This is a genomic window from Epilithonimonas tenax DSM 16811 (genome assembly GCF_000428485.1).
GTDB lineage: Bacteria > Bacteroidota > Bacteroidia > Flavobacteriales > Weeksellaceae > Epilithonimonas > Epilithonimonas tenax.
The window spans coordinates 1-12660 of the sequence record NZ_AUAA01000062.1; the positions used below are offsets into that span (position 1 = coordinate 1).

Annotated in this window: 12 protein-coding genes; all 12 read right to left on the reverse strand. The window is 34.9% G+C overall.

Features of this window, described 5'->3' with window-relative positions:
• A partial coding sequence (locus F564_RS0116530) for an ISAon1 family transposase N-terminal region protein (protein WP_028122752.1) occupies positions 1-210 on the reverse strand: 210 nt, incomplete at its 3' end.
• Positions 211-269: 59 nt separating this feature from the next.
• Positions 270-1508 (reverse strand): MobV family relaxase, encoded by a 1239-nt coding sequence (gene mobV / locus F564_RS0116535; RefSeq protein ID WP_028123588.1) that lies wholly within the window; start codon positions 1506-1508, stop codon positions 270-272.
• A gap of 152 nt (positions 1509-1660) precedes the next feature.
• A complete protein-coding gene (locus tag F564_RS0116540; protein WP_028123589.1) occupies positions 1661-2584 on the reverse strand; it encodes a toprim domain-containing protein in 924 nt (307 codons plus the stop codon).
• Positions 2585-2729: 145 nt separating this feature from the next.
• Positions 2730-3788, reverse strand: a complete 1059-nt coding sequence (locus F564_RS0116545) for an AAA family ATPase (protein WP_161625948.1) — start codon at positions 3786-3788, stop codon at positions 2730-2732.
• Entirely contained in the window at positions 3789-4082 is a 294-nt protein-coding gene (locus F564_RS0116550; protein WP_028123591.1) for a helix-turn-helix domain-containing protein, read from the reverse strand.
• 121 nt (positions 4083-4203) lie between these two features.
• On the reverse strand, positions 4204-5109 hold the full coding sequence (locus F564_RS0116555) for a hypothetical protein (RefSeq protein WP_028123592.1): 906 nt from the start codon (positions 5107-5109) through the stop codon (positions 4204-4206).
• 44 nt (positions 5110-5153) lie between these two features.
• Positions 5154-6206, reverse strand: coding sequence for a site-specific integrase (locus tag F564_RS0116560; protein WP_028123593.1), 1053 nt, complete (start codon positions 6204-6206; stop codon positions 5154-5156).
• Between the two features lie 1110 nt (positions 6207-7316).
• Positions 7317-7952 (reverse strand): hypothetical protein, encoded by a 636-nt coding sequence (locus F564_RS0116565; protein WP_028123594.1) that lies wholly within the window; start codon positions 7950-7952, stop codon positions 7317-7319.
• Positions 7953-8044: 92 nt separating this feature from the next.
• Positions 8045-10453, reverse strand: coding sequence for an autotransporter outer membrane beta-barrel domain-containing protein (locus tag F564_RS0116570; RefSeq protein WP_154656906.1), 2409 nt, complete (start codon positions 10451-10453; stop codon positions 8045-8047).
• A gap of 329 nt (positions 10454-10782) precedes the next feature.
• Positions 10783-11613, reverse strand: a complete 831-nt coding sequence (locus tag F564_RS0116575) for a hypothetical protein (protein ID WP_028123596.1) — start codon at positions 11611-11613, stop codon at positions 10783-10785.
• 143 nt (positions 11614-11756) lie between these two features.
• Positions 11757-12350 (reverse strand): hypothetical protein, encoded by a 594-nt coding sequence (locus F564_RS0116580; protein WP_154656907.1) that lies wholly within the window; start codon positions 12348-12350, stop codon positions 11757-11759.
• 71 nt (positions 12351-12421) lie between these two features.
• Positions 12422-12660, reverse strand: a 239-nt coding sequence (locus F564_RS0116585) for a transposase (protein ID WP_028123598.1), incomplete at its 5' end; no start/stop codon positions are given.

Here is a 12660-nt window from a genome sequence, read left to right on the forward strand (position 1 = left end):
TTTTCCACGCAGAGGAAAATCATCAACGGTTATTTCCGGAACAAAACCTTTTGACTGTAATAGCAGAGAAGAAAACTCTTTCGGAGCAGTATTTTTCTCTTCAAAATAGATGTGCAGGATTTGGTTTTCTTCTTCAAATTTTACAATCTCAAAATACTCAATGAGAAGTTCCGGTAAAAATAATTTAAGGAGTTCGACATCATTTAACATCCTTCAAAATTATTAATTTTTATCTTTCTCCCCAAGTTTTGGAATTGATCCTAAATAAGCTATCGCCTCATTTTCCTGTTGTTTATTTCTTCATTTCTTAAAAAATTATTTTTCAAACTTTCCTTATATTTTTCTTCTAACCATTTCTGACTTTGGACATCGTCAATTTTCAATATTTTACTATTCTCTTTTTGGTCATATTCAATGCTTAGTTTAAGATTTTCGACTTTGAAGCTTTTAAAATGCCTTGAGGAATAAATTTCCCCTTTGATGTGGATTTCTTGTTTTTCCAGCAAGTTTTTTATAATTATTTGGGATAATCGCATCTTCTCACAATCCAAAACAATTGGAAGGGAACTCTTGATGTCAGGATGATATTGCATCAGTTTATCAAAAATTTTACTTTGTTTCTCTAAAGTGTTTTCCAGGTTTGAAACCGATTCCTGCAATTCCCCCTTTTCTCTATCTTTAAGGGTTTTAAGATTATTCATTTCCTTTTTCATCTGCTCATTTTCCTGTTCCAGTTTCTTTGTTTTAGAACCTGTCAAAACATTAGTGAAATTCTCAATCACTTTTTTTGAGGATATATTTTTCTCAATTGCTTTCAGTTCTGATTGCTTACTGTTTTTTTCCTGCTCCAACTGCTGATTTTGTAGATGTAGATTTCGGTAATACTCCGCTGTGGAAATATGTTTTGCTTCCGATCCTTCAATCCCTCTTCTTAATCCGTATTTTGCCATTGCTGAAGCGTAGGTGTTTTGATAGTGTTTCAATCTGTTTCTTGCCATCACATCGTCGGCACAAAGACGGTTACCATTAGGGCTTTTCTTTCTATAGTTTTGAGGGTTGTTTTCTTTTTTTGCCTTTCTTCTTTCTCCGGAAACAATAGGGACAATAGTAGCGTGAATATGGGGTGTCTTTTCATCCATATGCAATACTGCTGAAACTAGGTTTTCTTCTCCAAATGTTTCTTTCAGCCAATCCAAATTATCTGTACACCAATTGTCCAATTGTTTATTTTTCTCAATTGCTTTCATCGTTTCATTAGTTCCGGACAACATAATACGAATGGCTCTTACTTGATTGGTTCCTATCTTTCTTTTCAAATTGGCATTGTCTAACCTATATTGTATTGACGAAGTCCTGTTTTTGATTCCTTCAGGATAGACAATCATTTCTTTATTGAGATGACTTCTTGAAGCATCTGCATTTTTCGGATGGACGGTTCTTTCAATATGAGCTGACATTCCGGAGTCATTGCCTTTAGCTTTTTCTAAATGTAAAACGGTATATGACATTTCTCTTAAATCTAATTGTTAAATAATTTGGGGGTTTCCAAAGGGGGATTTCCCCCTTGGCTTATTGGGGCTTTTTTAGTGAAGTGCAACGAAGCGTTAAGAAAAAGCCCTAATAAGCTATGGCTTTTTATCAAAAGCCAGCCTTTCAACCGTCACCTTTTTCTTCTGTAACTATTTGCCTGCTCTGATTTTAAATTATTATCAGGGGCATTCTTTAGGGTATTCTTCTGATTGCTTTTTAAATAATCATTCAGATCATTATAGTTTTCATAATACGACGACTCATCAATCAGGTTCTTACAAAACGACTTTAAATACGAAGTGGCTTTATATCCTGCCTCATCATTGTCCAGATACGCAATAACTTTCTCGTGGGAAGTAATGAAGGGTTTTGTTTTTTCTATGTTAGAAACAGAGTTGAGAACCACAACATTTTGTTCTAAGTGAAAAGTTTTTTTAAGCGTCAAGTAAGAGAGGTAGTCTGTAAATCCCTCAAAAATTTTACAAATATTGCTGCCAACGTCATTATAGCTGGGTGCTTTTGAAGTACAGCCCTTAAAGTATTTGTTACGCAATTCATATCCGTGAATATCATTCTGAAAACCAATTGCAAAATAATATTTGCCATCAACCAAATAGCTTATCTCCTGACAATGTTGTTTTGCTATGTTGACATTGATGCCACGTTCCAGAAGATAATCAATAAGAGCAGGGCTCTTGATCTCTTGTATGTTTTGGATGATAAATGCTGAGTTTTGTTCGGGCTTAATTATATTTCTACCGTGAAAAGAAAAATTTTCGGTCTTATTAATTATCTCTTTCTGTTGAAATAGGGATATTGCTTTTCCGACATCACATTTTTCCATCTGCATTACAAGATCAATGAGTGTTCCTCCAATGCCGGCACCATAATCCATCCATAAATTTTTTTCGAAGTCGACTTTCATACTTGCATTATGGTCATCTCTGAAGGGAGAGTAATAAAGTCCATAATATCCTCGGTCTTTCGCCGGATGTACATTTAATTCTGCGAGGTAATTTTTTATTGAAATTTTATTTATCTCTTTTGCATTCATTTTTTCAGATTTTTTTTCTTTCACCCGCAAAGAATTGCGGGACTGTTTGGTTTAATGGTCTATGTTTTGGTTTAAACCCTTAAACTGGTTTAGTATGGTTTACTTATATATACACCTGTTCTAAACTAAACCGCTTTTTAGGGTATCAATAGTAGAAAGCTTGATTAAACTTGTAAAACTTGTCTTCTTTGAGAATCATCTTTTTGTTTTCGAGAAAAGTTTTCAGTTTTTTTGCTTTATTGATTCCGAAGCTATGTCCTATTGAGGCATAGCTATTTTGAAGTTTTCCAATGAGAGAAGAATACGAAACCAAAGCGGCTTCTGAAAACAACAGTTTTAATGCTTCCCGATGCTTATCTTCGCTGACCTCGGCATAATCAAACCCTTTATTATTTCCCGTCTGCTGATGTTGGTAATCTTCAACCAGTGTCGGTAATCCATCAGGATTTATCATAAATGCAAATGGTTCAAAATCCTTATCACGAATATGCATAGCTATTACAGAACTGATGTTCTTATCAAATTCATTTTTTGTGATTTGTAATATCGTTTCTGCTTTATTGTTAAGCTCTGTGCCCAAATGTCCTCGGGTGTTATCGTCTCCTTTATTCAAGTGCAATACGGTGTGAATATGAATTTTCCTTTGATCTGTCCATTGCATCAGTTTTGTAATAAGATCCGTCGATTCTCCAGGACTGTTGATATCATGAGCCAAATCACGAATTCCGTCAATAATTACCAAGCCGAGTTCCTCAATTTCATAAATAGCTTCTTCTATTTTTTTCAACCGTTCTTTTGTGGCGTATCCCCGAAGACTTAAAAATTCCAGATTTTCCGGATGCTGATCCAGAGATAACCCTGCAAGCTGTATTATTCTGCTTAATACACGCTTGCAGTGAAATTTACTCTGTTCTGTATCTACAAAAAGGATTTTGTTTTTCCCTGCTGGCAAGGAAGCGGTATAGTTTAAAATAGTGCTATTTGTTAAAGCTGCGGAAACAATTGCGCAGATATTGAAAGTTTTTTTACTCTTTGCCTTTCCGGTAGAAGCACTGAAATTTCCTAGAGTTCCAATGATAGAATCATCTATTTGAATGATGACCGGAGGGGATTCAAAGTAATCAGTGATTAGTAGTCTTGCATCTTTCCAAGAACTGACAGATTCAACAGAGGAGAGAATGGATTCCTTCTCCGTTTGCATCATCTATTTTCGGTTTTGTTTGTTCGAAAATGCAATAAAAGAGGTTGCCATATCTTCAATTTCCTTTTTTGATCGCACTGGATTTTGTCGTAACCAGTTTTCAAGTTCTTCTTTATCAAAGTAAAGAATCTTGCCTTGTGGTTTGTAATGAGGAATCTGACCTCCTGATGTGAGTTTATACAGGTAGCTTTTTGAAAGGTTTAGAAATTTGCTTGCTTCTTCAAAGCTGAGTACATTTTTTTGAACGAATAGATTTTTTTCTATTTCGGAAATTCTTTCTTCTAAGGATTTTTCCATTTTACGTTATTTTATACATTAATAAATAGAGCAGCGCTGCCCTGTTGTTATGTCGACGAGGCAAATGTAAAATGGAAAAATGAGGAACGTGATTGAGAATGATTGAGGTCTTAACCTATTCTCAATCTTTTTTCAGTTGTTTGATGTATTTGTCAATGATATGACAATCTTTGGGTGGGTTTTCCCTGCATTGATTAACTGCCGAAGAAAAGTGGTTCTGTACCAAAGGTGTGTGTTTGTAGGATTGGAATAGCCTTTTTCTGGTGCAGAGTGATTGCCAGTTTTTTACGATAAGACTACGGTCGTCTAGTGAAATAAAGAAATAGGCGAGGAGTTTATTTCTACCATTGGCAACAATTAATGGAAATTTCAGCGTACAAGAAAATATATCGTTCATCGTTTCCGTAGTTATAGGGTTTGAAAAAATCCTTGCTTCATTTATACACTGCGTAAGAATTTCTATTTGCCAATCTTCAAAATTAGCTCCAAAATTTTGTTCTTTGTTTTCTTCCTTGGCTTTGTAATCTCCCTTATAGTGTGGTTTTATAAATGATGAATCTTTATGATTTTTAGTCTTCTCAGGTTTAATTAGACTTTTTAAATATTTCAAATATCGAATGCATACGACATAATCAATAATTTGTGATAAATGTGGTAATTCATCATCATACGATGAAGGGTTTTTAATAAATTCAAGCACCTTGAAAGAAGAAGAATCAAACTCAGCATATTTTCTCTTTTCTTCATGGGATAAACATTCTATAAAGCTGCCTTCCCAAAGAAAATGAGAACTCTCAATCTCGTGAATGATTTGTTTTAAAAGAGAGTTGTCTCTAACAAACAACGTAAGTTTGTTAGAAAATTCCTCAATTTCGATTTCTGTAACAGGTTTTTTCTGCTCTTCGGTGAGATAACTATACTTGACAGAATAGGAGTATGAATAAGTTTGATATTTCTTGTCAATACTATCATTGACATATTGTTGTAGGATTTTTATATTTTTTTCTAATTGATTACCAGTGGTCATAAAGCTGCTAATTATGTTTATTCTACTATTTTCTTTCCTAAAGGTTATAGATTGCTTGTTGCATCATCTTTCAAACTATTTACATAATTCAAATATTTGATGGTGTTTGCTGTCGTCTTGTGAGCTAGCGCATCAGATACTGTTTTAAGGTTTGCACCCTTTATCAATAGTCTTGTTGCAAATGTATGTCTTCCGCAGTAAAATGATATTTTTTTCTCAATTTCTGCTTTTTTCAGCCAATTATTAAGAGTCTTATTAATACTAACCTCTGAAATAAATTTCCCGTTATGTTTCAAATCAAAAATTAAATCTTTAAAATCCTTTCTTTCCCCCAAAAGGTCTAAAGCTGCCTTGCTTAGCGACAAATTAATTTCTGTTCCTGTCTTCTCTCTATTGATGATAAGCCTGTCATTTATAATATTGTTCCACTTTAAAATCTTACATTCCGCCAAACCCAAACCAGAATAGCAGGCGAATAAAAAAGCTCTCTTAATTTCAGGATTACCACAGTAAGTATTTTGTAGAACAGAAATTTCTGATTCTATCAGCACCTGTTTTGTCAATTTTGTTTCGCTATAATCCCCTTTCTTTTTAAATCTTACATTTTTATACACAATATCATCAATATAACCATCTCTATTGGCTTGAAGAATAATTTTCTTAAATCGTTTCCAATACGAATGTGGTGTTTCCCCGCTGAAGCCGCACTTATTATTCAGATAATCAATAAATTTTAAAAAATGACTTTCCGTAAGATCCATTATCAAAATTTTCTTATCAGGTAAGAATAGTTTGAACTTAGAAATAACACCCTCTATCATCCTTATATCCTTTTTATCATAATTAGTAGCGTAATGCTCAAAGTATTCAAATAATGCAATCTTCTTTTTGTGCCTGGGGACATATTTTGTCCCTTTAGCTAAAACTTCAAGCTCTCTTTCAGCCCTTATCGCTTCAGCTAGTTTTTTCTTTTCTTTCAAGTCATTAGGCTTAGTTGTGAATAGAGTTTCAAGATTTTGCTGACCATCTATATAGACAGATAGATAAAATTGAGTGTTGCCACTTTTAAGGGTTCTTTTGTGAAGTGTTACTGCCATCTTAATATTTTTTCGTGCAATGTATATGCAATGTGTGCAATGCAAATATAAGATAACATTAGAAAATAATCATTATATTTGTGCTGAAAATCAGTGTTTTATTTGTTTTCTTTTTCTGTTGCTTTCGTTAAAAATACCCGTCTGGGGTACAAAATATGACTGTTAATCATTGATTAGCAGTCTTTTTTGTTTTTAGGAGACATCAAAAAGGAGATTTTTATGATTGGTTAATGAAATAAATGAAGCGTAGTTTCGAAATTTAAAATATTCAACATCGTGTCGTCCGAAAGAGACTTTTGGTGAATCTCAGAGATTTACTTTATGAAAACACAAGAAAAAATGGGTCCTGTCTCAAATCGAATCGCAGAAATCCTGTTTTCTACGTAGCCGGATTTTAAAAAAAATGTGCAATTTATCAGATGATTAAATCAAAATAGTCCAAAGACTGTTGCAATGAAGGGTTAGTTCATTGGTGTAATGTAGTGGAAGAATGATTCCTTCAGTTGGCATAATTATATGATACTGTAGTGCTCTCTCAGCTTTGTTAGGTGCCTGATGCGAACGCTCCAGTCGGGTTTCAATACGAAAATAAAAAACGTCATATTATAGAACAAAGAGGTGTAATGTATTTTTGCTGTTCAAATGATATGAATTGTTTGTTTAATTTCTTGTTTATGTCATAGATTCGGAAACTGCGCAAGATTAAATGCTGGGAATAAGTCGTGATACGAAAGTTGAATTGCTTTAATAAGGGTTTGGTTTACTGGGTTTTGTGCTGATGCGTTTTTAAAGTTCATTCTCAGAACTATTGAAAAAGTGACAGAAGCGGCATATTTCTATCCCGCGTTCTGTCACTTTTTGTTTATTAAATTTTTTTTGGTAGGTTTCTTTGAAAACTTATTTGCTTGTCCGTTATTAATCATAACGTCAATGTCTAATGTAAACTTCACAAAGTTTTTACCTACTATCCATTTTTAAGGCTCGCAAATGAAAATTCAACGATTCCATTACAATTTTTTAAAATTATTGGTAAAGGCGCAAACTTAGCAAAGAATACAAAAGGTTTTCAATGATGACGGATTGCGGACAATCAGAAAAATTTATTTTTTACTAAGGTTTCCAAAAGCTCCAAACGGTTCCATTGTAAACAGCAAGTTGTTTTTTTGTGGTGTCATAAGCCATCATTCCGGGCGTTGGGTTTTTGATGTTTAAATGTGGACTTGCTACTTTAGGCAGTACCATTGCTTTATCAGAATCTGTAAGTACCAAGATTCCTGGAGTTGTATCGGTTGCTCCATTAGTTCCTATCGCTGCTTTTGCAGTTGCGCTTTCTTTTTTATTGTCTTGCAATGAGCTGTCTATTGCGTTGAAAGTGTTGTAAGTTGTTGCTCCAACTCTAAGAGGTAAAGCTCCTGTTAAAGACGACCAAGCATTATTTCTTCTGTATTTTACTTTTTTGTCGGAAAGGTCTAAAATGATAGTGCCATCAACTACCGCTCCCTGCATTCCTCGGTAGCCTTCTTCTGTGGTTGCGTTGTATGGTAAAGGTTGGTCTAGAACAGTTGATGCCCAAGGTAAAACCAAACCTTTTGTGTTGTCTGCGTTATCATAAAATTCTAAGGAGATACTCGGGTTGGGTACCGTATTGGCAGGCTGTATATTGCTAATCGTACTTTTACCGATGGCGATTTGTGCCATTGCTACTGTAGAGCTGAATAAGGCTATTGTTAAAATTAATTTATTCATTTTGTTGTTTTTTTAAGTCGTTAATTTTTAAAGTATTGAGGCGGTTTGATTGGTTTAAATCTTTCTCCGCCCCAATTTTTATTTTAAAATGATTAATCAGGACAAGCTGGTGTGGTGAAACAATGCCATCCCATTAAGGTATCGCCAGATTTTAGGGTGTAGATTTTTAAGCAATTTGCCTGGTTGTCATACACCATCATTCCCTCTACAGGGTTGGTAATGTTTACTAGATCTGCTGTATTATTTACTCTGTTTACAACGAATCCTTTTTCTTTTGATTCTAAAACCGTCCAGGCACTTTGTCTTACCATTGGCCAGTTTTCGTTATCTGCTCCTGCTCTTCCTAGTGCCGTGATCCCGTGTTTGGTAGGGTAGGTATTGCCTGCGTCTACAGTTGCTGGTTTGTAGCAGAAACAATTATTTACTGTAGCATCAGTTGAACTTCCGATGCCTTGTCCTTGGTCGCCATCTACATCTGCAGCACCACCAGAATTTACAAGAGTCGGAACTCCGTTTGCGTCTACCGAATTTCCTAAGTTTTGATTACTTGCTGTAGAACCTATTCCTACGGTTACAGTTCCACTTGCTGTTGTTAGTTGAACATTCGTAACATTTTCGTCACCCTCGAAAGCATCAACGCAACCATCGTTGTCAGAGTCTAAGTCTAACCTATTGGGAATTCCGTCTCCGTCGGTATCACATTCTACAAAACCACGTAAATTAAAATCATCGTGAGCAATAGTTGCTGATGCGCCTCCGTTTACTGCATAAAAATACACTCTCACTTTATATGTGGTGTTTGGTGATAGCAAATATGCACCATTAGCAAGAGGAACTATAAATGTACCTGTGCTAGCATCATAATTTGTATCATTGAGTATATTGGTGCTTGTGCTAAAGTTATTATTGGATATTTTTGCCGAGAAATGATATTGCGTATCTTCTCCAGTAGATATATAATTAGTACTATAGTATCCAATGTTATTGAGAAAACTAGATTTAGAATTTGTTGTAAAAGAATATTCTACATATTCGTTATTGGTAATTGCTTGAGCTTCTGTGGTAGCGGCAATCCCAGATAACTCCATATAATTGTTTGGTAACGAAATAATTCGAGTTAAGCCAGCCCCAGCGGTACTAGGATTTGTTGATAGTATATTGGTTCCACCAGTTTCAATATCCGCTAGATAGTCACCAGTATTTGTATACGAAAGGAATTCATCATCAGTAGCCGTACATTCTGCCGTATCTAAAATCCCATCGTTGTCATCATCAAGATCACAATAATCAGATATACCATCACCGTCTGAATCTGGGTTGGTTGCAGAACTTAAACAAGGATTATTTACATTTATTGTTACTGTATTGCTTATCGCGGTACATCCACCTACGCTTGTAACAATTGCTCTGTAATATCTTGTAATCGTTAAAGATCCGGGAGCGTAAGTTGCGTTTGTTGCTCCTGAAACGTTGGTAAATGTCAGATTATCAGTTGAAACTTGCCATTGGATACTTCGGGTTGCTCCTGTTAATGAAAGTGCTGTTGGTGTACTTCCTGAAGTTATGGTTTGATTTGCTCCTGCAGTTCCTGCCAGTAAAACAGGATTCGCACTTTTAGAAGTTCCTAAAGTCTGTCCGGAACCTGCAACAGTAGGCACCCCATAACTTGTAGAAGTTGAGGTTGTATTGACCATATTTCCTAAATTTTGAGTAATAGGCTGATTGAAAGAACCACTTGTAGCACCAGAGTTACCTCCCGGCATTGAAGAGCTAACAAGATTGGCAGATGTTAAACTTGCGCCTCCTTCTATAGCATCCGGACAGCCATCGTTATCTGAATCTAAGTCTAAATGATTCGGAATGCCATCGCCATCAGTATCACAGTTTTGTTGTAAATCTAAAAATACAATCTCTTTTAAAGAAGCTCTAGGAGGATCCACAATGCTGTACCCTTGGCTAGAAAGAATAGTAAACCGAATCCTTGTCACATTTGTATATTCTGTTGAGAAACTAAAGATAGGATTACCTATGTATTGATCGGGAGTGGTAAGATTCTCAGTTCCCAAGAGTGTATTGCTAGAATTATACAGTTCAACTCTAAAATTACCGATCCACTCATCGAATCCCCACGGAGCATATAGTTTAATATGATCTATTGTAGAGGAAGATTGCATATTCATACTGAAAGCTATCGGGAGGTTAGATACATCGGTGTACCAATATGGAGCAGGACCTTCTAGCGTTCCGCCTGCACCTTCTCCGTCTATAATTTGCGAAGCAGTCCCGTAGGTAATTAGTTTATTGGCTGTAACCGAAGATGAAAGAACCGGTCTCACTACATAAGTTGACGGACATTCTACAGTGTCTAAAATCCCATCGTTGTCATCATCGAGATCGAGGTTATTTGCAATGCCATCTCCATCGGAGTCTTGGGCTTGTAAGTTGTTTGTGCCTATGCCAATGAGCAAAAAGGCAAATAGGAATAAAAAATTGTTTTTCATTGTGTATTGTGTTTTTTCTTTTTTTTGAATTTTGTAACCCACTGTGAATTTTGAAGTATAGTCTTTCGAAACTAAGTGTAACGGTTTTGTTTAGCTTAATGACGGTATTTTTTATAAACCTTTGCATAGACTTGCGATGTTTATCGCTAGTAAAGACAACGTTTTTATAGTCAATTAGATTTTTAAGATAATCAATGGTGTTTTATAAAAAAAAAGAAATATAAAAACGTTGATTATTAAACAATTGACGGTAACTGCAAAATCCACAATGGGTTAATGTGTAGTAAATAATTGATTTAAAATTATTTTTCAACTATGAGTGTAAATCATTAATTGCGCTTTATAAAAGTAGTTACTGATATTGTACCTTTCCCCCAGTTAAAATTTGCGCCAGATGAAGCCCACATATTGAAACGGGTTGCTGTTAAAGTACCTTCAACATATCCATTTAGAGTATAAGTGACTACTGTAGGTGATGATGTCGAATTTGTAATTTCTTCGACATAATTAGCACCAACGGTATTCATATTGGTGCCTGCACTTCCAAATGGAACTATATTTTTTCGAGAACCGGCTTGTACTTCTGTTCCATTTTTCAAAAAACGAATCCCAAAATAGCCATTTACATTATCATTTGGATCGCTACCACCAGTAGTTGCTCCAATAGGGTAAGTACCCATAGGAACGCTGTAGTTCAATATCACCTTTATAGTAGAATTCGCAGGAATTGTCGCAGTGATTGAGAGTCCCAAATTGGTATTATCACTCGTTCCAGCTGGCGTATCTACAGGCGCAGTAGCTTCCTTAAAAAACGCCTCAAATAGCTGGAAAGTGCTCTCTTGTACGGCCAATTTCAGCCATGTCATTGTTATGGAGTCAAAGAAGTAGTAACCAATGCTTTTCACATTAATGGTTTGTCCCGCTGGAGATGAGTCTGCGGCTGTCACATATACAATGGCTCCATTTTGCGCCGCTGTATATGTTTTTAGACGCAATAGATTGCCTGTAATTCTTGGAGCTATAACTCCATCTAGTTTAGAGGTGTCTGCTGGGAATCCTACGACGTCTAAAGTTGCTTTGGGAGTATCAGTATTAATGCCTACTTGTGAAAATAAAGTTGCAGAAGTTAATAAAGAGATGAATAATATATTCTTTTTCATAGTTTTAAAATTTTAATGAGTGATGACCTTGCTGGTCTTATTTAGTAAATAAGATTAATGTCAATTTGTTTAAAGTTGACTAAAAATCATTTGCACATAGATTTTGCTAAAGCAAGAAAAAACCTGCTAAAACAGCGATAAAACTAGGAAAAAGGAGGAGGCCTCACTGTATAGATTTGATTGAACCCAACCGGATTTCTTTCTTGGCTGTAATAAAAGATGGAGTTCTGAGAGAGGTAGTTTTTGTTGTCTACCAGTGTGTATATCTCAGGATTTTCAAATTTTGAAAAATGCTGTAAGGTGTTGCTAGATACACTTGGATTTGATTTTTTTAAAATCAATACGGTATTAGGAGAGTCAGTAGAAAGTGGATCATAGACTTTTGTATCCGACTTTGCTTTTTTAGAGATATTGGCTTTTCTTAAGGGAAGTTTAGCTAATTTTTTAGCTTTAGTATTTTGCGATTTTTTTAATCCAACTCCAGCAATTTTATTTCCAGAAGAATGAGGGATATGAATAATCTTTGCCTGATGTACTTCTTCTGTTCCAATAATTGAAGCGCCAGAGTATAATTGTATAACAGCATCTTGATCATTTTGAACAACAGAACTATCTGTCGAACCCGCAGATAAGGGATTCGGAAATAAAAGAAAGAGAAGGATTATCATTGTAATCGGTTTTTTTAACCGAGATACAAGATATCCATGGCTTTTTTTCCCCTTTGTGTAAGAGCTCATTTGTGTTTTTTATTAATTAATGTGTTTAGGTTAATTAATAATACAAATATAACAATACTCGTAGTGCATTATCAAACTAATGCAATTTTAATATTATTCATTTTTCTATTAAATACAAAAACATTTACAAATTGAATGAAAGTTAATGCTGTTATTTTGCTCAATATCCTTGTTTTAAAACCTTCAAATGATTTTGCGTAGTTGTTTCTGATTTTAAATTGGTCACAAAGCTGAGAGAATAATGTCTCTATTCTTTTTCTCGATTTTCTGAAAATATATTTTTGTTTTTGATAATTTTTTTGGTTGTTTC

What these genes read in the sequence shown, in the direction of transcription:
- F564_RS0116565 (WP_028123594.1), bottom strand. Translation starts at nt 7,952, where the DNA reads ATGAATAAATTAATTTTAACAATAGCCTTATTCAGCTCTACAGTAGCA.
- F564_RS0116580 (WP_154656907.1), bottom strand. Translation starts at nt 12,350, where the DNA reads ATGAGCTCTTACACAAAGGGGAAAAAAAGCCATGGATATCTTGTATCT.
- F564_RS0116570 (WP_154656906.1), bottom strand. Translation starts at nt 10,453, where the DNA reads ATGAAAAACAATTTTTTATTCCTATTTGCCTTTTTGCTCATTGGCATA.
- F564_RS0116555 (WP_028123592.1), bottom strand. Translation starts at nt 5,109, where the DNA reads ATGACCACTGGTAATCAATTAGAAAAAAATATAAAAATCCTACAACAA.
- F564_RS0116545 (WP_161625948.1), bottom strand. Translation starts at nt 3,788, where the DNA reads ATGATGCAAACGGAGAAGGAATCCATTCTCTCCTCTGTTGAATCTGTC.
- F564_RS0116540 (WP_028123589.1), bottom strand. Translation starts at nt 2,584, where the DNA reads ATGAATGCAAAAGAGATAAATAAAATTTCAATAAAAAATTACCTCGCA.
- F564_RS0116560 (WP_028123593.1), bottom strand. Translation starts at nt 6,206, where the DNA reads ATGGCAGTAACACTTCACAAAAGAACCCTTAAAAGTGGCAACACTCAA.
- F564_RS0116550 (WP_028123591.1), bottom strand. Translation starts at nt 4,082, where the DNA reads ATGGAAAAATCCTTAGAAGAAAGAATTTCCGAAATAGAAAAAAATCTA.
- F564_RS0116575 (WP_028123596.1), bottom strand. Translation starts at nt 11,613, where the DNA reads ATGAAAAAGAATATATTATTCATCTCTTTATTAACTTCTGCAACTTTA.
- mobV (WP_028123588.1), bottom strand. Translation starts at nt 1,508, where the DNA reads ATGTCATATACCGTTTTACATTTAGAAAAAGCTAAAGGCAATGACTCC.